Below are 19,004 nucleotides of genomic sequence, written 5' to 3'. Positions count from 1 at the left end.
ATAAACCATTTATTACCCGCTTTCAATGGTATTCATTATAGTTAAGACACTTAACATAAAAAGGTCACTTTGCGCCAAAGTGACTTATAATGAATACTGAATGACAATAAATTTTCCTAGTGATTCCGTTGAGTACTTTGATAAACGTTAAGTTCACAAAATGGTAGAGAGATACAAAAATGGAAAATCTTAAAATTGCTCGAAGCACGATTTTTTATCCAGTTTATCAAGCACTTTACGATTTCAATGTAAACGTTGCAGCAAAATTGAATTACTCTCGAGTAAACCAAGATACTTCTAGCAGTGATGATTCTTGGGTACTTATCGATGAATTGGTCGCAATCTTACAAGAACTCCCCCATGAGAAGCGTCTCGACATCCTTATTCAAGCGAGCAAGGCTTTTGATATTTCCCTAATCACAGATGAGCTGAACGAAGAGAACAGACCAAGCACACTTGGCCAAGCCTTAAACGTGCTGCTTCCAAAAATCCCCTACATAACATCCCAAGCGAAGACCTGGTTAAGCTATGGAGACGATCGCAAATGGTATCTTTGCCACGACAGTGGTTACTCAAACAAAAGTATTGGTAAAGCAGACTTTGATATCTATAGAAACCTGCAACTTATCTCTTTTTGCAAACTCTATTTAGGCGTGGACTGGGAACCTGATTTTATATGGGTCACAGGGAAAATTTCGCATTCGCTAATCCAATCGAGATTGAAGATTCAAGTTATCGATGGGCATTCTTTTTCTGGGTTTTCTATCCCACTCTCTGAAGAGATAGAACCAACTACCGACGACAGCAATTGGTCTCTAAGCAAATCAATTTCATTGGTTCTCGACAACTATCTGTTTGTAGAAAATATGTCTATACATTCTTTCTCGCGGCTTATCGGCATGAGCTCGAGAACTTTGCAAAGACGATTGCATTCCGAAAAGGTTTCTTTCAGGGATCTTTTGTTAGACTCTCGACTCAACCATGCCATAAAGCTTTACAACGCAACCCCTAAATTAAACAACGAAGACATCGCCTTTCGTTGCGGGTATACCGATGCATCAAACTTTAGAAGAGCGTTTAAAAAACGTTTTGGAATATCATTTAAGCACTATGTCAACAACAAACGTTAACTCAAAATTAGCTAAGCTCCGTCTGTAATATTTTCGCTCTATCGATCTTTAGTTGCAGTCAGTGATCAATCAATGTTAAGTGGGTCTCCACACGAACTAGTCTTTCGAACACAACTAGTTAAGCAAACACTATCCCATAATGGCGAAAGCACAAGCTATCACGATTAATGTTCCTCTGCTCCTATCAAGACATAATTGGTATTACGAAAAGTAAGTTAAATGATGATTTATTAAAATGAGGGCTCAATAGATTGAAACAAAGAATGGGGCACTTTTGAGTTCCAAAAGTGCCAACTGTGAAGATTCTGGACAAATGGGGTTAATGTAAGGCCCTATTGAGTTGTTAATTGAGCCTCGTTTTATCGCTGTTCAAGCACTTATCTCAGCGTTAAGGAAGCGTTCTAGTATAAGAATAATAAAGCGCTTTCTTGAGTGATTATTTGTTAAAAAAACTAGCCACTGCATTTGCTGAAAGCGTTACCGCTTCTGGTTTGTAGTAAAAATCAACGTGGCTAAACTTACCTAAAGCCAGTACTTCATGCTCATTGGTTAACTTTTCAATAAACGCTGTTGAGCAAATTGCGGTTGGCGCATCCTGACCATAAACAACTAGCGTTGGCTGTACTATTTTGTCAGCGTAGTGCTCACAAAGAGAGAATAAGGATTGCATTGGTTGATCTGCCACGTGTATGTTGGTGAAGTTCTCGACTGCTACAGGACCTCGATAGCCATCACGACCATAGTAATCATATGTTTCACCTGCCATTTCCGGAAAGGCAGCTTCTCCAACAAACTCCTCTTTTGACTGTTCGTCATTTAAGCCAAATGGGGCCACATAGTCAGCTTTACCGGTTTCAAACATTTTCTGCTTAGAATCGTTTGCAGCTGCAATCATTTGATGAACGGTTGCTTTATCTGTCCATTGGAATGCATCCGCTGCCATCATGCCTGAAACAAGCGCAATCTTTTTAATACGATGGTCCGTCACCGCTGAAGAAGCCATAATTGAACCGCCCTGACAGACACCCAGACCGTAAATTTCATCGACATATGGTAGCGAGCTTAAGAATGAAACCGCATCCCACGTATTTTCAATTAAACGGAACATGTAACGAGACTGCATATACTCACCAGGAAGTGACGGAGAGTCACCCATACCTAGGTAATCAAATGCAAGGAAGATAAAACCACGCTCTGCCATTTCAGCACCATAAGTTGCTAGCACCTGCTCTTTCACTTGTGGAAACGGGCTTGCACCTAGGATAGCTTTGTACTTCTTGTTTACGTCAAATCCCGCAGGTACATAGAGATTACCAACCAGATCTACACCAAATGATTTGAAAGTTACTTGTTTAATATTCATATTCCTACCTTTTGTTTCTGCTACTTTATTGAATTTGCATTATTCGCTTTCAAACACTGGAATTAATTCTAGTGTTGCCGCTTCGTGCTTTTTTGTGTCAAACGTTAGACGCATTATTGGATATAGAAGCCCCAGTAACTTCCGATAAGCTGAGTTGACTCGGGACGTCACCATCGATAGGTCATTAGGAACTTTGCCATTGACTAACACCTCTAGGTCGCCAACTCTCATCGCACCATTGGGTTCGCCGTCCAAGCTTGGATTATTGATAAATGCGTCATACCAACTCCGCTCGTTGAACTTATACTGTCTGACAAAAAAACGGCCTTCGGTTTGTACAATGGTGATATCTATAAAACGGTGATCGCCACATCTAATCTGATGAACTTTTTTCCTGTCAACGGCTTGAATCAATTGACTTAATTGTTCTTCCTTTTGTCGCATAGTTATCACCTCATAAGCTGTCTGGTAATTGATAAGGCTATCTTAGGTGGTACGCTTCGATATAGCAGTGCACAAAACTGCAAGACTTGTATACAGAATAACGAGGCAGAGTTAATACATCTGGTGATGCGGGAAGTGTTAATATTGAGCACTTGCTATTTCGAGCATAGCCTTCTCAAGGCTTTGATAGTATGGGTTCCAAGTCAATCGAGCATGCACCTTACCCTCCTCTTCATAACCCCAAGCCGACAACCACACTTCACCTCCTTTCTCGCAATAGGCTACCGCGTCACTGTCCATGCTATTCATACACATCGTGTAGGTTGCATCTTGTCCGTAATAAGCATTGCTCGGAGCAAATAAAGGACTCATGTGAGATGCCGTACTAATCCTCAGCCCATCCAACTTCATACTCGATACCGTCACGGTTTCCTGTCCAATATTAGACTCACCATACCAAAGCAGTTGATTACTCGGATGTGTAAAGCGTTGTTTATATAGAGCATTTACCGCTTCTGGGTCGATAATACTGTCCGCCTCACTCAACACAATTAGAGTGGGGATCTCCACTTGATTCTCTTTCAATAACTCTCTTAGCTTTGCTGCACTTTGTGAGTATGCTATTGCTCCGTTTAGCGGTGCAGAGTTATAGCGAGCAAAGTTGTCCTCATCAGTGGTGTAGCCATCAAAAAAGATGGAAGCGATAGGTGCTAACTTTTCAAGATATGGCGTTTGAGACTGAAAGCCTGGAGAGAACAGTAACAAGCCATCAATACCTCCATTTTCGATAGCATGAATTGTGACGAGGTTGCCTCCTGTAGAAAAACCGCCCAACCAGACCTCTTCGTATTGTTGTTTCAATAAACCAGCGTAATGGTCAACGATAGCTTGCCAATCGTTATAGCTTGGCAGCATTAAGTCACTGGGCTTACTCCCATGACCTGGAAGTAGCAACACTTCCACATGAAACCCTTGCACACGCAACGAAGGAGCAATGTCCGAAAAGCTATATGGTGAATCACCCAAACCGTGTACCAGTAAAACGGCCTTGTTTGTCTTGTGTTTCGGTGTCAATTCGAATGGCATGTTCATAGTGATTTCCTTATCGTGGTCATCACTGATGTAACTACGATTTTCCGCTAGCCACTTCTCTGTCACCATTAAATAATCGGAAAATGACGGCTGAATATAATCATAATAATCCTGAGACTGACTTAGCGAAGTTGAAGAACCAGAAATACAACCGGCTAATGAAAAAACAACGCTAAGTAACAGCAACTTGTATAGATTTGCAGACATACCTTTGGAAAACCTCTCTTGTCAGAGCGCAATTGCTCCGTCGATTAGAAGGTCATAATAAGTGGCGGCTATAATTTAAGCAGTGCACAAAACCACGAGAGTTGTATACAAATCCCCGAAATTGATCATTTCGTTGTTTTGTATAAATATTACGGAGTTTTATATACTGTATTTCTGCTTAGACTGACGCATAGTAGTTAGCGCAATGATCAACGTTATCGTCAGCTATTGTTAATGACTGATGCCAGCATTGCGTTACGCCATGAGGTTCAATAATGAAAAAATTCCACTTTGAAACGATTGCAGAACAAAATGCAGTACTTGGTTTACGTCCACCAGAGCATCCTCTTGTTGATGTAATAAAAATGAGCTCAAACAATGATGATAACCAGCTAAATTGTGAACAAGAGTTGGCGCTATCCACCAGTTTCTATTCGATATCGCTCAAACACATTATTTCTGGTGAACTCATGTATGGCCGCACAAAGTACGACTGCTCCAATGGTACTATGCTGTTTTTTGCACCTAATCAAGAAGTATCAGCAAGTGGGATTAAAGTTGATGCAGTAGCTCGAACTATCTGTTTCCATCCGGACTACATTCGTGGCCACAAATTACAAGATGAACTGAAGCAATATCAGTTCTTCAATTATTCCGTCAATGAAGCGCTGCACCTTTCTCCAAAGGAAGAGCGACATATGGCAAATATGTTTGATACGCTTGAGATTGAAAACAGCAATTGCTTAGATGCCTTCAGTAAAGACCTAATTCTCTCGCAAATCAGTACGTTATTGATGTATGCCAATCGTTACTATCACCGACAGTTCTTGATGCGCAAAGAAACAGATACATCGGTATACGATAGGTTTTCAAATCTATTGGAGGCTCGATTAGAAGCTGTTGTTAGTCAATCGGAAACTATTCCTGAAGTTGAAGATATGGCGCGAGATATGAATATGACGAGTCGCTACTTGAGTGATGCCCTCAAGGCAGAAACCGGAAAGACAACCAAAGACTGGATTCATTATGCTTTGATTGAAAAGTCAAAGGATCGCTTGCTTTCAAGTAAGGATTCTGTCGCGACTATTGCATATAGTCTTGGCTTTGAATATCCACAGTATTTTTCGCGTTTATTCAAAAACAAAGTAGGAATGACACCATCTGAATATCGAGCAGAGAACATTCGTCATTAATCGGAATTTTGGATGACGAATGTCCTAAGGTAGATACGAAACACGAAAAGGGACATAAACTCGTTAATCTTTCACAAAACCACGATAGGTGATTGGCTGATATAGCTTAAAAGCACTAAGAACTCTTTATTGCTTCCATCTATTATCAACAAAATCTATAAAGTATTTCCTTAACAAGGTGACTTGTCGAAGAGTCCGGCTAACATTACAGTGACCAAATCGATTGGGCAGTTTGTTGTTCTGTGCCAGTCCATGACAAGAATTTATCTGTTGTTATTCAGATAAAAATCTATTGAATAACTAGGAGCTTAGAATGAGCAAAGTGATCTTAATTACTGGAGCAACCGATGGTATTGGGTTAGCAACTGCCAAGGATTTAATAAAGCTAAGTCATACAGTTATCATTCACGGTCGAACGCCAGCCAAAGTTTCAGGCGTCGTTGATCAGTTACTGGAATTGAATTCAGATGCGAAAGTAGAAACGATCATTGCTGATTTATCTGATCTCAACCAAATAAACAAAATGGCTGATGAGGTTTCTCAGCGATTCTCTCAAATCGATGTCCTCATTAATAATGCCGGCGTATTTACAGCTCCCGCAACTAAGACTGAAGATAATCTCGACATTCGTTTTGTCGTCAATACTATTGCCCCTTATCGTCTTACACAGGCTTTAATTCCATTGCTTGCTGCTAACGGACGTGTGGTTAACTTATCTTCGGCAGCACAAGCCACTGTCAACTTGGATGCACTGCGAGGAAACAAGCCACTCGGTGATTCAGATGCATACGCGCAAAGTAAACTCGCTCTTACTATGTGGTCTCGCGCGTTGGGATTACGCTATGAGCAAACAGGACCAATGATTGTGTCTGTTAATCCGAAGTCATTTTTGGGAAGCAAAATGGTGAAAGATGCATATGGTATTGCAGGAAATGACTTAGATCTCGGTGCTGATATTCTAGTTCGAGCATCGCTGTCCGATGAATTCGCGCATGCACATGGCAAGTATTTTGATAATGATTTAGAAAGCTTTGCCGCACCGCATCCTGATGCATTAAATGAAACGAAAACTGAACAAGTATTATCCGTTATTGAAATGTTATCTGCTAGATAGACTCATATAGGAATAAAAAGGTTAACCCACAATATCGTGTCGAAAGGTTAACCTTTTCTATTATTAATATTCAGGATAGGCAGCAACTATAAAAATAGAGTAATATACCTAGCCATTATCGCAATTCTTGACAAAACCATGACAAAACCCCGACTGTGGTAGCCATCTGATTCCTATAACCTTCCCGCTCCGTTCAAGCCCAAAATAAAAACTATGATTATATTTACCATTGATTCTTTTAAAGAGGTTTTTCATATTCATACCTCAATGAAGAATAACCAGTTTAGTACTCAATATTTCAACGATGGCAACAAGCTTCATAAGTTGAAAGGAATAAGTATTAAAAAAGACGTGTTTGATGTATCGGGAATGTACCATGAAGTTATTACTGGCTGCACATTTGAGTTTTACAGTCGATCTGACATCAAAGTTAAAATCGTCGAAGGTGAGTTTCAAGTCGAAGACATAGAGCTTTCACGACAAACTACGACAGATTATGGTGTCTGTACCTCAGCATCTGAGTTCTGCTTTTAGTTAAACCATAAAAAAACTGACTAGCATGTGCTAGTCAGTTTAAACGTATTAAAGATGACTTCATCAGTTATTGAATCTGAGCACCTTGTTCTACCCATTCTCCAATTAACATACGTTCCTCATCTGTCATCTGAGTTAGATTACCTAACGGCATTACCTTCGTCGTCACGGTTTGAGCGACAATGCGTGGTACATTCACTTTGATCTCTTCAGGCGTATCCAGAATCACGCCAGCCGGAGCGGTTTGGAATGCAGCATGTGTTGGCGTTGCAGAGTGACATACCGAACAGCGCTCTTGAATGACATCATTAATTTGTGCAAAGGCAATTGTGCCATCATCTGCTTGAGCCGCAATATCGGCTGAGGCTTGCATGTCTGCATGATGATCACCAGCTTCAACCACAGGTGCTTTTGCGACAGGGGCAGCTGGTTTGTTGGCATAAGGCGATGTAACAAAGGCTAGCGTTACCATACCCAAAGCAGCAGCAGGTATTGTCCATGCGAACTTCTGGCTACCATGACGTGTATTAAAGTAGTGACGGACCAAGATACTAAATACTGATAGCGCAGCCAAAATTGCCCAGTTGTATTCAGAACCATATGTGCTTGGGAAATGGTTGCTGATCATGATGAACAACACTGGCAAAGTCAGATAGTTATTGTGCCGTGAACGTAACAGGCCTTTTGCTGGCAATGTAGGGTCCGGCTCTTGATTGTTTTCAATCGCTTTCACTAAAGCACGTTGCGCAGGCATGATGACGAAGAACACGTTACCAACCATGATGGTACCAATGATAGCGCCTACGTGGATGTAAGCACCACGTCCACTGAACACCTGCGACAAACCATAGGCTGCACCTACTAACCCTAGGAACAACACTATACCTAACAGTACCGGCGTTTTGCCCAAAGGCGAGTTACACAGTAGGTTGTAGATTACCCAACCAGAGATAAGCGCAGCAATACCGATCATAATCGCTGTTGTTGAGTCGATGCCCGAACCTGGAGCTACTAGATAGATTTCAGCATTGAGGTAATACACTACGCCCAATAGCAGTACACCCGTAATCCAAGTAAAGTAAGCTTCCCACTTAAACCAGTGAAGGTTTTCTGGCATTTTTGGTGGTGCCAGTTTGTATTTCTCAAGATGGTAAATACCACCGCCGTGAATCGCCCACAAATCGCCAGATAGGCCGTCTCTAGGGTTAGTACGGTTGAGATTGTTCTCAAGCCAAACGAAGTAGAAAGACGCTCCAATCCATGCGATACCTACAATCATATGGGCCCAACGAATCATCAGGTTGAGCCATTCTGTCATGTGCGGATCCATAACACACTCCTCAAAAGCAGCTTAGACAGTCGCTTGCTGCTTGTCCTTATCTTGTTTCGTCTTATCGATGTCTTGCGGTAAATCCTTCAAGTCCAACTGTACAAAGTTCTCTTCAAAGAACACTTCATCACAGTTATGCCCTTCTCCAGCTCTATCGACGATCAGAAATTTATCTTGGTCGGTCAGAGCCAGAACCGGATGGTGCCAAACACCTTTGTGATAGTTGACGCCCTGACGACCGTTACTAAAGAAAGCTCGGCAATCAGTCAAAGAAGGATCGTCGCCTTTTGGTGCGACAACGATAAGATACGGTTGACCAAGCAATGGTATAAACGCCTGTGACCCCAGCGGGTGTCGCTCTAACATCGAAATGGTGAGCGGATACTGAAGCGGGGTCGCTTGGAAGATACTCATGATCGCACGCCCCCCATGCTCTTCAACATCGGCTTCAGCTAGCTTATGGTAGCGACGAGTTGACCCATTATTGATCATAAAATAGTCACTATTTTCAACTTCAATCACATCACCAAATTGCTCAAATGCGGCCTTGGTGAGTGGCTCAATAGTTAGATGACGAATACCATTACTCATAAAAATTCCCTCTATTAAGTTTAGTCTGCTTTTGTACCAAATAGGCGTAAGCGACTAATACCACCATCAGGGAAAATGTTTAGTCTTACATGGGTAACTGGGCCAATCTCATTAACCTCAGAGACAAACTCGTGAATATCGTGCGCGTTTAGTTTTTGAGAAGGAAGTAGCTCCTTCCAAAACAAACTCTGAGTGGCGACTTGATCATCTGTTCCACCTTTCACGTAAGCGGCTTGAATTGAGCAGCTATCTGGGTAGTTACCTTTGAAGTGCGCTGTATCAACAACAACACGACCAACATTACCCGCATGTCCAAGTGCCACAATCACCCAGTCGTTACCCGGTGTTCTGCGTCGAGCGGTCTCCCAACCATCACCCATGTTTTCACCACGACCAGGGCCAAGGATATTTGACTTGTTACCATAGTGCTCATCACTACAAGCCAACGCACGACCACCATTTTCTACGGCCGCCAAGTCAACTTGTTGCAACTCGTCGATAGCATTCCAATCTACACTAGGGCTTCCGTAGACACGAAGACGCGCTACACCACCGTCTGGATAGATGTTAAGACGAACATGGGTATATACTTTGTCGCTGTCAATTTCGTTTAGATGGTGCTTGTCACCTTCTAGACTTTGTGATGGTAGAATTTCTTCCCAGCCTTCCGCATGAGTGGGATCAGCATCTGGGCTATAAATCGCGTCAACAGACGCTGACGGAGGGAAGTTACCTGTGAAAAATGAGGTATCGATATCAAGGCCTGCAATCGTTCCCGCTAAACCGAGCTTAACCACACAGAAGTCATAACCTTCGCCACGTTTGCGGCGGCTTTCCCAGCCGTCCATCCATTTGCCATTGTCGTCATAAAGGTCGTCTTTCCACTCTGGTGCTTCTCGACGAAGTAAACGACTCTTGTCAGCAAAAAAGTCATCGGTAGCGTATAGCGCTTCTGCGCCTAGTTTGTCATCTGCAAGGTTGATGTATTGTTCAATATTCAAAGACATTTCCTGTCATCCAGTTCAATTAATCCAATTAATAATAAAATGAGTACCTGCTTGCTCGTCGCCATTATCGGCCTCTGCCGACACGTTCATTGCTTAGATTTTCCAGCTTAGGCTTTCGAGCTTAGGTTAATAAAAGAGATAGTCGCCTTTCCTTTGACTTACATATCTCTCAAGCGAAATAACGCTATCTTGTTGATTTCGTTAAGCGCAGTAGCAAACTCAGTTTCACTATCATTGCCTAATCGCATCTCGAACGATTCAAGAATTTGGTAACGATTGGCCCCTTTAACCGCCATGATAAAGGGAAAGTTGAAGCGATTTTTGTAGCTGTTGTTGTAAGTAGTAAATTTGGCAAATTCCTCTTCGGAGCACTGGTCAATACCAGCACCAGCCTGCTCGGCTGTAGATGCCGCGGTAAGTTCTCCATTGACCGCTGCTCTACCGGCTAAATCTGGGTGAGCGTTGATCAAGTCGAGTTGTTTTTGCTCAGACGCATTAAGCAGCGTCATCGACATTTTCAAATGTAAACTTTCTATATGGTTGTCATCTGCATCCAGTCCAGCGTCAAAAACGGACTCAGCCACCCAAGGACTGTGCTCATAAATGTCAGCAAAGCTTGAGACAAACTCATCACGTACCATAGTTGTCGGTGTGCATGATTTGAATTGTGTCATTATTGAGCTCCTTGCTGTTCATCGGGTTGATATGGGTGGTGTTCATGCCAGTGTTTGGCAATATCGATGCGGCGACATAGCCACACATCTTCATGTTGACTGACGTAATCTAAAAAGCGTTTTAGCGAGGCGATACGTCCCGGACGTCCAATTAATCGGCAATGTAAGCCTACAGACATCATTTTTGGTGCAGTTTCACCTTCTTCATACAGAGTATCGAAGGTATCTTTTAGGTATTGGAAGAACTGCTCACCAGAGTTGAATCCTTGAGCGGTAGCAAATCTCATATCATTTACGTCAAGCGTGTACGGTATAACTAACTGGGGTCTCCCTGCCTCTGTGTGCCAGTAAGGAAGATCATCATCATAGGCATCAGAGTCGTAAAGGAATCCGCCTTCTTCTGCCACAATACGTCGTGTATTTGGACCGGTTCTTCCGGTATACCAACCAAGCGGACGTTCACCCGTCACCTGCTTAATAATTTCTATCGCCTTGATCATATGATCGCGCTCTTGCGATTCATCAGTATATTGGTAGTCGATCCAACGATAGCCGTGACTGCATATCTCATGCCCCGCTTCTTTCATTGCCACAGCGACTTCAGGATAGCGCTCAACCGCCATCGCAACCGCGAAAATGGTTAGTGGAATATCATACTGCTCGAACAACCTAAGCACACGCCATACACCTGCACGGCTTCCGTATTCGTAAATCGATTCCATACTGATGTGACGCTCACCTTTTATTGGCATAGCACCCGGAATTTCCGATAGGAATGATTCCGATTCATCATCTCCGTGCAGTAAGCAACGCTCACCGCCTTCTTCATAATTCAATACAAAGGAAACCGCGATTCGTGCGTTATTTGGCCACTTTGGGTGAGGGGGATTCGCTCCGTAGCCGATGAGATTGCGCGAATAATCCTTATTCATCCACAGACTCCTTCTTGGTTCTTTTCTGCACTCTCTTTGGAGTGCGCTTTCACTCTTTGGTTTACTTAATTGTATACAATAATTTATCTCAATGTAAAGATTTTGTTTATCAAATTACATTTTGGAAACATAATGCTATTTTTCAACAAGTTATAATTGAATGATTTTTAACCATCACTATTTTAGTGCATGTTCCGCCCATATTCAGCACCGTTTTGATGCAACATTTTCATAACATAAACCTTTACTAATGGCGTAAATTGTGTACATATTAATATCAATAGAATTAAACAGACCTGATTTTTGTATACAGAATTACAAGATGACATTAAAGGAGCGTGTGTAAGCACGAAGCAATTATGGGACGACTAACAACGCATGTACTAGACACCGCAAATGGTGTACCTGGGTCAGAGATCCAAGTGGATCTTTTCCGTATTGAAGGTGAAGAAAGTCAGTTTATTAAGAGCGTAATGACGAACTTCGATGGCCGAACTGATTCTCCTATTCTTGAAGGCGATGACTTTGTCGCTGGAAAATATCAACTCATTTTTCATGTCGCTCCTTACTTTGAGCGTAAAGGTGTCGAGCTAGACCAAGTTCCTTTCCTTGACGATATCGTAATTCGCTTTGGATTGAATGATGAGGATGCGCATTATCATGTGCCTCTGCTCGCCTCCCCTTACAGTTTTTCAACCTACAGAGGCAGTTGATCGCTGTAGCAACCTTCTCCTAGCAAGTGCAAGACAACAACAGGCAGCCTTGCACTTCTAAGAGCTCGCTCTTTTGCGAAAGAGCAATAAGTAAATTGGAATGAACCTACTCTCTTTGGAGAATGGCACTAGTGCTGGAGTGACTCTGCAGCAAGGTGTCATGGGTACTGCTGTTTTCAATTTAAGGAAAAGCAACAAACTTTATACCCAATTTCTACATTAAGGGTATTGTGTAAAGGACTTACTCAAATGAATGAAAGCAAAGCAGAAGTGCTCAACGAATCGGCTGGAAATGGCGTGCTTGAACGCTTTTTCAAGATAAAGCAACACGGTTCGAGCGTTAAAAATGAGCTCGTCGGAGGTGTAACGACCTTTGCTACTATGGCGTACATTATTTTCGTCAACCCAAGCATTATGGCAGCCTCTGGAATGGATCAGGGAGCGGTCTTCGTCGCCACCTGTATTGGTGCAGCCATTGGCTGTTTACTCATGGGGCTGTTTGCTAACTGGCCCGTTGGACTCGCGCCCGGTATGGGTCTTAACGCTTTCTTCTCTTTCACTGTCGTCAGTGAAATGGGATACAGCTGGGAAGTGGCACTCGGAGCGGTATTTATCTCCGGTATTCTCTTTGTCGGTATGAGCTTCTATAAGATACGACAGTGGATCATTGAGAGTATTCCTGAAAGTTTACGTTACTCGATGACGGCAGGTGTCGGTCTCTTCTTGGGTCTTATCGGCCTGAAAACCGCAGGTATTGTTGTTGAAAACCCAGCAACGTTGGTCTCTCTAGGTGACTTCACTAAACCAGATGCGCTTTTGGCTGCTATTGCCTTCTTGATCATTGCGGTGCTCAGTGAGCGTCGCGTGTTCGGTGCGGTACTAATCGGTATACTGAGCGTTACTATTGTTGGCATGATGTTGGGTCTTGTTCAATACAATGGCTTCTTCTCTGCACCACCAAGCATTGCCCCAACCTTTATGGCGATGGACATTTCAGGCGCACTTAACGTTTCTATGGTCAGTGTGATTCTTGCTTTCCTTTTTGTGAACATGTTCGACACAGCAGGTACGCTAATGGGTGTCGCTGAGCGAGCTCACCTAATCAACAAAGAAACAGGCAAAATTGAAGGGCTAAGCAAGGCACTTAAAGCCGATAGTATTTCTAGTGTTGCTGGTGCATGTGTGGGTTGTCCACCAGTGACCAGTTATGTAGAAAGTGCCGCAGGTGTAGCTGCAGGCGCTAGAACTGGTCTATCCGCGATTGTCGTTGCCGCTCTTTTCCTAGCAGCAATTTTCCTTTCTCCATTAGCCGGTATGATTCCTTCTTATGCTACAGCTGGCGCTCTTATTTATGTCGCGTTCGTCATGATGAGTAGTATGCAGCATGTTGATTGGAAAGACTTTACCAATGGTGCTCCAGCAGCCATAACAGCGCTAATGATGCCACTTACTTTCTCTATCGCTAATGGTATCGCTCTTGGTTTTATCACTTACACCGTTCTTAAAGTAGCAACAGGTAAAACCAAAGATGTCTCTATTTCAATGTACCTATTAAGCGCCATTTTCGTTGCCAAACTGGTATTCATTGGCTAACCCAAAATCAAGCGGTAATCGTGCCTTAACGGTTACCGCTTGTTTTTAACCCTGCCGTTTAGGTCAGCACAAAGGACGAGCAGGATTACTATCACTACGCAGTTTGTAGAAGTCACCATGTCACCACCAAGGAAGAGTCGATTCATCGCTCTCTAAAGGAATAAGTATGAAACTTCTGTACACCCTGAACCAAAAACCGCCTCACGGCATGACCTTTTTACTGGCCGTCCAACATATGCTGGCCTCTATTGGTGGTATCGTCGCTGTACCATTAATTGTTGGCGCTTCCATTGGCCTACCTAACGACGAAATTGTCTCCCTCATTAACGCCGCCTTACTGGCATCTGGTATCGTCACCATCGCACAATGTGTCGGTTTCGGCCCTATCGGAATTAAGCTACCAGTTGTTATGGGTTCAAGCTTTGCCTTTCTTGGTGTTGCCATCTCCATAGGTAAAGATTCTGGCGTATCCGGCATTATGGGTGCAGCGTTGGTTGGCTCGTTTGTCGTCATATTAGCTAGCTTCTATATGGACAAAGTTCGTAAGCTCTTCCCAACTGTTGTAAGTGGAGTCGTGGTCACCCTAATCGGGCTCACCATACTCCCCGTTGCCATGAACTGGGTCGGAGACGCCCCCGCCGTTAGCAGTGAATTTGCTACCTTGCCTAAGCTGTTTCTTGCCGCTGTGTCACTTGGTATTGTGATTGCGGTATCGGTTTATTGTAAAGGTGCGGTTGCGGCTTCAGCTATTGTTATCGGCCTTGCCGGTGGTTACATCGTAGCGCTGTCCATGGGAATGGTTGATCTCGACCAAATAAGCACCGCTGAATGGGTAGGTGGTCCAGAACCGTTTAAATATGGTCTTACGTTCTCAGCCAGCGCCATTGTTAGTATGAGTTTGGTTTATATAGTTGTCATCGCCGAAGCGACTGGTGACTTTATGGCACTCGCAAACAACTGTCACACCAAGATTGATGGTAAAGACCTTAAGCGCGGATTGCTTGGCGATGGTCTGGGCAGCACACTTGCGTCATGCTTAACAGCTATGCCACTGGCATCATTCAGTCAAAACGTAGGTATTGTTGGCATTACAGGTGTTGCAAGCCGTTACGTTGTTGCAGCAACAGGTGGACTGCTCATCTTGGGTGGTTTGTTCCCGAAACTGGCAGCGATTGCAGTAACGATTCCAAAACCGGTGCTAGGCGGTGTGGGTTTTGTCATGTTTGGCATGATAGCTTACGCGGGTATTCGCATGCTTATTAAAGCGGCTGATACTAAACGTAATGCCCTTGTCATCTGCGTTGGTTTAGCATCAGGACTGGCAGTCACGTTTGAGCCACGCTTACTTCAACATTTCCCTCATGAACTTTCAAACTTCCTTCACTCAGGGATTACAACTGGTACGATCGTCACCGTACTTTTGCATCAGTTCTTGCCAAAATCAAGCAAGCGCGAAGAGCAAGAAGCACACGAAGAAAGCCGTGCTATGGTTAAGCAAGAGATTCATGAACTTCAGCAACAAGAAGAAAACCAAGAAATATCACAGACAGAGCTGTCTGCAAAAGGTAATAATTAAGAACAGCTAACAATACAGTGGCTACAACTGTCGTGCTCTAAGACATGGCTTAATCAATGACATAGAGCACCTTACATCAACTAAAAACTTAAAAAAGACCCTCTTCCCTGAAAAGGCTGAGATGGCTAAGGATTACTATGAATGGAAACCGTATGGATTAAGAATCCACTTGCTATTTACACTGGCACTACAGAAGACGCTGGCGGCGGTATCGTTGTACAAGGCAGTCGAATTGTCGAGCTAGTAGCAAGCAACCAAGAACCCACCACAACCATTACGGCGGTTATCGACGCATCACAACATGTCGTCACTCCAGGGCTCGTGAATGCCCACCATCATTTTTATCAAACGCTAACTAGAGCTTACCCCGATGCGCTCAACAAAGAGCTGTTTCATTGGCTAAAAAGCTTGTATCCAGTATGGGCAAATCTCGACGAAGAGATGATGAGTGTCGCTACAGAATTGGCACTTGTTGAGCTATTGCTCTCTGGCTGTACGACAGCCTCGGATCACCACTATTTAATCCCGACTGGCCTTGAACATGCGATAGATTTGCAAGTTGAAGCCGCGCAAAAGCTTGGAATAAGGGCCATATTTACTCGCGGTTCGATGAGTTTAGGGGAAGATGATGGCGGATTACCACCGCGTCACACAATACAAACGGAACAGACCATCGTTGATGACAGCTTGCGCTTGATCAATAGTTATCATCAACGTGAAGATGGAGCGATGACTCAAATCGCGCTCGCACCTTGTTCGCCATTTTCTGTGACCACTGATTTAATGAAAGAAACGGCACGAATCGCCAAAAATGAATCGGTGATGACACATACGCATCTCTGCGAAACATTGGACGAAGAAGATTTCTGTCTTGAGAAGTTTGGTATGCGTCCGGTAGATTACCTTGAGGACGTAGGTTGGCTTAATGAGCGCACTTGGTTAGCTCACGGTATCCATTTTAACACTGAAGAGATTCGCAGACTTGGTAAAGCAGAGGTAGGAATAAGTCACTGCCCTACTTCTAATATGATGTTAGCGTCCGGTATCTGTAAAAATAACGAGCTTGAGAAAGCTGGCGTGAAAGTAGGCTTGGGGGTAGACGGTTCAGCTTCCAACGACGGTTCAAACCTAATAGCTGAGGTTCGTATGGCGATGTATTTGCAACGCCTTCGCTATGGCTCTAACAACGTTACGCACTTTGACGCGCTTCGCTGGGCAACGTCAGGATCAGCACGCGCTATGGGGCGCACAGATATAGGCGAACTCGCCGTCGGCAAACAAGCAGATATTGCCATGTTTAAGCTCGATGACATTCGTTTCTCTGGCAGCCACGATCCACTCGCTGCTCTACTATTGTGCGGAGCTCAACAGGCAGACCGTGTGATGGTGGCTGGTCAATGGCGAGTTCACGATGGTGCTGTTATGGGCGTGGATATGCCACAGCTCATTGAGCGACATAAAGCCGCCGCACTTCGCTTAAGACAAGCAGCATTAAGTATGTAGCTTATTCATTGAGTTATCACGATAGCAAAGGGTCTCACTATTAGTGAGACCCTTTTTATTCACATCAATAACTTCTAACGAGATGTGATGCGTTAAATTTCTTGCATCAACTGAATATAGTTACCGCAGGTATCATCAAGTACTGCAATCATCACAGTGCCTGTTTCTCTTGGCGCAATGGAGAACTCAACACCAAGGGCAGACATTCTTTCGTATTCCGCAGCAATATCGTCAACAACAAACGACGTCCAAGGGATGCCTGCCTCTTTAAGAGATTGTTGATACAACTTGGCAGGTTCAAATGCCATGGGTTCAAGTAGTAGTTCAACACCCGATTGTTCCTGTGGAGATACTACGGTTAACCATTTGTGCTCACCTACAGGTACTTCCGTCTTCTTCACAAAGCCCAACATGTTGGTGTAGAAGTCTAATGCTTTGTCCTGATCGTTGACAGGAACACTCGTTAAAGCAATTTTAATCATTCATATTTACCTTAGATGTAATGGAATAACTAAAAGATAGCCAAGAAGTCATAGGAAAACTTATTCAAGATTGCTTTTATTGCGCTTTTGAAACTCCCTTGGTGAATAACCCGTACACTTTTTAAACACCGAGGAAAACGTCGCTACGCTTTCGTACCCCACTTCAAAGCAGGTATAGGTAATCTGGTGCCCCTCTCGCAACAGTGCTTTCGCTTTGGCAATGCGCATATCCCTGAGATAGCTTCGGGGTGTGACACCATAAAGCTTTTTAAAAATGCGCACATAGTGAAAGCGCGACATCAACGCCGCTTTAGCTAAGTCGTTCAACTCAATATTCTCTGAGTGAAATTTTTCCATGAAGGCTTTGGATTGGCGAATGAGTAAATACTGCTTGGCCTTTATGGGAGATTCACTGTAGAGACGGTCAATCTCTTGTTCATAGAATGTTTTGTTAGAAGGTGCCACTTGGACTCTGTCCCTTTCCAAAATACTCATCAAAGTCTAACACACGACTTGGCCTTAATTGCTAGGCAAACAAATCTCAATCGGTATGATTTATGAGTACGAGCAAGTGTGTATAATCGTCGGCAGACTCTTGCTGTCAGCATGAGAAAGACAGCGAACTAAAATGGATGGAAGATGAAATTACAAACTATCGATAAGCAGTTATACCGATCTCGTTTAAACATCGTCATAATCGCTTGTATCGCGACCTTAGCAATTTCAAGTTTAGCGATTTCACAAACCCTGATTTATCTCTTCCCTTCTCCTTCTGGCTCTCACTTTCACTGGAACCTTCTAGGCGTCATAGTTAGTGCTATTGGGCTTGTTATTGTTCTTCTAAAACTCAAAGCCCAACCCAAGATGAAAGAGGTCGTTTATGTTTGGGAACTGAAACAAGCACTGAATCTCATTTATCGCAAAAATCGCAAGCTGCTAGCCGCCGCCGAACAAGGCAACGCTGATGCGATGTTAGCGCTGCAGTTCAGCTACGAAGGGTCGCGCCAACTTTGGCAACTTGATGACAACACCATCACCATAAGTAGCTTAAACACTGCACAGGAAAATCTTGACGAATGGATACAAAGGTACGGCGTAACAATCAATGTCAGCGACTATGACTCAGCAATATTGAAGCGATTCTAATATTCACCTAGCTACATACAAATATCACCATCAATTAAACATCGCCTTTAAATAATATATTTAATAGGCGATGTTTTCTAAAGAAACACTCTGTTTCAATCACAAACAAATCCTCAGACTTTTATTAATAATCCCATAAACCAATGCTAACCAACTAACACACCGGTCACTTTGAAATATAATCTAACCAATTAATACATAATGACCAATATATTAAATAAGTCATTGATTTATATATAACATAATTGATTTTACTTTGAATTAACATTCAGGTAACATCTGTTTTTATTTATCTACTTCATAGGCAATTTGAAAGTAAACTCAACCCAGTACCCACAAAGAAACTATGGGATATATTAGTTTCAATATTAAAAGTTCCG

Annotated in this window: 19 protein-coding genes; 9 read left to right on the top strand and 10 right to left on the bottom strand. The window is 43.1% G+C overall.

The features are described from left to right. The first annotated feature begins 179 nt into the window (after positions 1-179). Positions 180-1,130 (top strand): helix-turn-helix domain-containing protein, encoded by a 951-nt coding sequence (locus tag MMA19_RS16830; protein ID WP_240206723.1) that lies wholly within the window; start codon positions 180-182, stop codon positions 1,128-1,130. Positions 1,131-1,566: 436 nt separating this feature from the next. On the opposite strand, the gene MMA19_RS16825 is transcribed toward MMA19_RS16830, so the two are convergent. The 3 genes from MMA19_RS16825 to MMA19_RS16815 form a co-directional block, all read right to left on the bottom strand. Next, entirely contained in the window at positions 1,567-2,493 is a 927-nt protein-coding gene (locus MMA19_RS16825) for an alpha/beta hydrolase (RefSeq protein ID WP_124941041.1), read from the bottom strand. A 39-nt stretch (positions 2,494-2,532) separates the two neighbouring features. Further along, positions 2,533-2,937 carry a hypothetical protein gene (locus tag MMA19_RS16820; protein WP_124941040.1) on the bottom strand — a complete coding sequence of 135 codons (405 nt, stop codon included), beginning with the start codon at positions 2,935-2,937 and terminating at the stop codon, positions 2,533-2,535. Between the two features lie 138 nt (positions 2,938-3,075). After that, complete coding sequence (locus MMA19_RS16815) at positions 3,076-4,236, bottom strand: alpha/beta fold hydrolase (RefSeq protein WP_240206722.1); 1,161 nt, start codon at positions 4,234-4,236, stop codon at positions 3,076-3,078. 275 nt (positions 4,237-4,511) lie between these two features. On the opposite strand from MMA19_RS16815, the gene MMA19_RS16810 reads away from it, so the two are divergent. The 3 genes from MMA19_RS16810 to MMA19_RS16800 all read left to right on the top strand — a co-directional run bounded on the left by MMA19_RS16810 (position 4,512) and on the right by MMA19_RS16800 (position 7,077). Continuing rightward, complete coding sequence (locus MMA19_RS16810) at positions 4,512-5,429, top strand: AraC family transcriptional regulator (RefSeq protein ID WP_240206721.1); 918 nt, start codon at positions 4,512-4,514, stop codon at positions 5,427-5,429. 313 nt (positions 5,430-5,742) lie between these two features. Continuing rightward, entirely contained in the window at positions 5,743-6,543 is an 801-nt protein-coding gene (locus MMA19_RS16805) for an SDR family NAD(P)-dependent oxidoreductase (protein ID WP_240206720.1), read from the top strand. A gap of 213 nt (positions 6,544-6,756) precedes the next feature. Beyond that, on the top strand, positions 6,757-7,077 hold the full coding sequence (locus MMA19_RS16800) for a hypothetical protein (protein WP_240206719.1): 321 nt from the start codon (positions 6,757-6,759) through the stop codon (positions 7,075-7,077). A 67-nt stretch (positions 7,078-7,144) separates the two neighbouring features. Here MMA19_RS16800 and MMA19_RS16795 read toward each other — a convergent pair whose 3' ends face one another. The 5 genes from MMA19_RS16795 to puuE all read right to left on the bottom strand — a co-directional run bounded on the left by MMA19_RS16795 (position 7,145) and on the right by puuE (position 11,611). Beyond that, positions 7,145-8,407, bottom strand: a complete 1,263-nt coding sequence (locus MMA19_RS16795; protein ID WP_062460126.1) for a urate hydroxylase PuuD — start codon at positions 8,405-8,407, stop codon at positions 7,145-7,147. A gap of 21 nt (positions 8,408-8,428) precedes the next feature. Beyond that, positions 8,429-8,998 (bottom strand): ureidoglycolate lyase, encoded by a 570-nt coding sequence (locus MMA19_RS16790; protein ID WP_006070610.1) that lies wholly within the window; start codon positions 8,996-8,998, stop codon positions 8,429-8,431. A gap of 20 nt (positions 8,999-9,018) precedes the next feature. Then, positions 9,019-10,005: an allantoicase gene (alc, locus tag MMA19_RS16785; RefSeq protein ID WP_006070609.1), complete on the bottom strand. Its 987-nt coding sequence runs from the start codon at positions 10,003-10,005 to the stop codon at positions 9,019-9,021. 158 nt (positions 10,006-10,163) lie between these two features. Next, positions 10,164-10,679, bottom strand: a complete 516-nt coding sequence (gene uraD, locus MMA19_RS16780) for a 2-oxo-4-hydroxy-4-carboxy-5-ureidoimidazoline decarboxylase (protein WP_006070608.1) — start codon at positions 10,677-10,679, stop codon at positions 10,164-10,166. Then, the gene (gene puuE, locus MMA19_RS16775; RefSeq protein WP_088877161.1) at positions 10,679-11,611 is read right to left on the bottom strand and encodes an allantoinase PuuE; all 933 of its coding nucleotides are present in this window, start codon (positions 11,609-11,611) and stop codon (positions 10,679-10,681) included. The genes uraD and puuE overlap by 1 nt, the downstream gene beginning before the upstream one ends. 359 nt (positions 11,612-11,970) lie before the next feature. Here puuE and uraH point away from each other — a divergent pair, with 359 nt between their 5' ends. The 4 genes from uraH to MMA19_RS16755 all read left to right on the top strand — a co-directional run bounded on the left by uraH (position 11,971) and on the right by MMA19_RS16755 (position 16,996). Next, complete coding sequence (gene uraH / locus MMA19_RS16770) at positions 11,971-12,324, top strand: hydroxyisourate hydrolase (RefSeq protein WP_006070606.1); 354 nt, start codon at positions 11,971-11,973, stop codon at positions 12,322-12,324. Positions 12,325-12,573: 249 nt separating this feature from the next. Next, on the top strand, positions 12,574-13,917 hold the full coding sequence (locus MMA19_RS16765; protein WP_006070605.1) for an NCS2 family permease: 1,344 nt from the start codon (positions 12,574-12,576) through the stop codon (positions 13,915-13,917). A gap of 166 nt (positions 13,918-14,083) precedes the next feature. Then, positions 14,084-15,493, top strand: coding sequence for a nucleobase:cation symporter-2 family protein (locus MMA19_RS16760; protein WP_107306696.1), 1,410 nt, complete (start codon positions 14,084-14,086; stop codon positions 15,491-15,493). A 141-nt stretch (positions 15,494-15,634) separates the two neighbouring features. Continuing rightward, positions 15,635-16,996, top strand: a complete 1,362-nt coding sequence (locus MMA19_RS16755; protein WP_240206718.1) for an 8-oxoguanine deaminase — start codon at positions 15,635-15,637, stop codon at positions 16,994-16,996. Positions 16,997-17,088: 92 nt separating this feature from the next. On the opposite strand, the gene MMA19_RS16750 is transcribed toward MMA19_RS16755, so the two are convergent. Further along, positions 17,089-17,478 (bottom strand): VOC family protein, encoded by a 390-nt coding sequence (locus MMA19_RS16750; RefSeq protein ID WP_031494100.1) that lies wholly within the window; start codon positions 17,476-17,478, stop codon positions 17,089-17,091. A 60-nt stretch (positions 17,479-17,538) separates the two neighbouring features. Next, entirely contained in the window at positions 17,539-17,973 is a 435-nt protein-coding gene (locus MMA19_RS16745) for a helix-turn-helix transcriptional regulator (protein ID WP_050798603.1), read from the bottom strand. 144 nt (positions 17,974-18,117) lie between these two features. Here MMA19_RS16745 and MMA19_RS16740 point away from each other — a divergent pair, with 144 nt between their 5' ends. Beyond that, positions 18,118-18,624 carry a DUF3087 domain-containing protein gene (locus MMA19_RS16740; RefSeq protein ID WP_240206717.1) on the top strand — a complete coding sequence of 169 codons (507 nt, stop codon included), beginning with the start codon at positions 18,118-18,120 and terminating at the stop codon, positions 18,622-18,624. Positions 18,625-19,004 lie beyond the last annotated feature (380 nt).

Origin of the sequence: Vibrio sp. CyArs1 (assembly GCF_022432925.1) — a bacterium.
Lineage (GTDB): Bacteria > Pseudomonadota > Gammaproteobacteria > Enterobacterales > Vibrionaceae > Vibrio > Vibrio mediterranei.
Note: the sequence above shows the minus strand (reverse complement) of the source record. Positions and strands in the feature narration are given on the sequence as shown.

What these genes read in the sequence shown, in the direction of transcription:
- MMA19_RS16830 (WP_240206723.1), top strand. Translation starts at nt 180, where the DNA reads ATGGAAAATCTTAAAATTGCTCGAAGCACGATTTTTTATCCAGTTTAT.
- MMA19_RS16825 (WP_124941041.1), bottom strand. Translation starts at nt 2,493, where the DNA reads ATGAATATTAAACAAGTAACTTTCAAATCATTTGGTGTAGATCTGGTT.
- MMA19_RS16820 (WP_124941040.1), bottom strand. Translation starts at nt 2,937, where the DNA reads ATGCGACAAAAGGAAGAACAATTAAGTCAATTGATTCAAGCCGTTGAC.
- MMA19_RS16815 (WP_240206722.1), bottom strand. Translation starts at nt 4,236, where the DNA reads ATGTCTGCAAATCTATACAAGTTGCTGTTACTTAGCGTTGTTTTTTCA.
- MMA19_RS16810 (WP_240206721.1), top strand. Translation starts at nt 4,512, where the DNA reads ATGAAAAAATTCCACTTTGAAACGATTGCAGAACAAAATGCAGTACTT.
- MMA19_RS16805 (WP_240206720.1), top strand. Translation starts at nt 5,743, where the DNA reads ATGAGCAAAGTGATCTTAATTACTGGAGCAACCGATGGTATTGGGTTA.
- MMA19_RS16800 (WP_240206719.1), top strand. Translation starts at nt 6,757, where the DNA reads ATGATTATATTTACCATTGATTCTTTTAAAGAGGTTTTTCATATTCAT.
- MMA19_RS16795 (WP_062460126.1), bottom strand. Translation starts at nt 8,407, where the DNA reads ATGGATCCGCACATGACAGAATGGCTCAACCTGATGATTCGTTGGGCC.
- MMA19_RS16790 (WP_006070610.1), bottom strand. Translation starts at nt 8,998, where the DNA reads ATGAGTAATGGTATTCGTCATCTAACTATTGAGCCACTCACCAAGGCC.
- alc (WP_006070609.1), bottom strand. Translation starts at nt 10,005, where the DNA reads ATGTCTTTGAATATTGAACAATACATCAACCTTGCAGATGACAAACTA.
- uraD (WP_006070608.1), bottom strand. Translation starts at nt 10,679, where the DNA reads ATGACACAATTCAAATCATGCACACCGACAACTATGGTACGTGATGAG.
- puuE (WP_088877161.1), bottom strand. Translation starts at nt 11,611, where the DNA reads ATGAATAAGGATTATTCGCGCAATCTCATCGGCTACGGAGCGAATCCC.
- uraH (WP_006070606.1), top strand. Translation starts at nt 11,971, where the DNA reads ATGGGACGACTAACAACGCATGTACTAGACACCGCAAATGGTGTACCT.
- MMA19_RS16765 (WP_006070605.1), top strand. Translation starts at nt 12,574, where the DNA reads ATGAATGAAAGCAAAGCAGAAGTGCTCAACGAATCGGCTGGAAATGGC.
- MMA19_RS16760 (WP_107306696.1), top strand. Translation starts at nt 14,084, where the DNA reads ATGAAACTTCTGTACACCCTGAACCAAAAACCGCCTCACGGCATGACC.
- MMA19_RS16755 (WP_240206718.1), top strand. Translation starts at nt 15,635, where the DNA reads ATGGAAACCGTATGGATTAAGAATCCACTTGCTATTTACACTGGCACT.
- MMA19_RS16750 (WP_031494100.1), bottom strand. Translation starts at nt 17,478, where the DNA reads ATGATTAAAATTGCTTTAACGAGTGTTCCTGTCAACGATCAGGACAAA.
- MMA19_RS16745 (WP_050798603.1), bottom strand. Translation starts at nt 17,973, where the DNA reads ATGAGTATTTTGGAAAGGGACAGAGTCCAAGTGGCACCTTCTAACAAA.
- MMA19_RS16740 (WP_240206717.1), top strand. Translation starts at nt 18,118, where the DNA reads ATGAAATTACAAACTATCGATAAGCAGTTATACCGATCTCGTTTAAAC.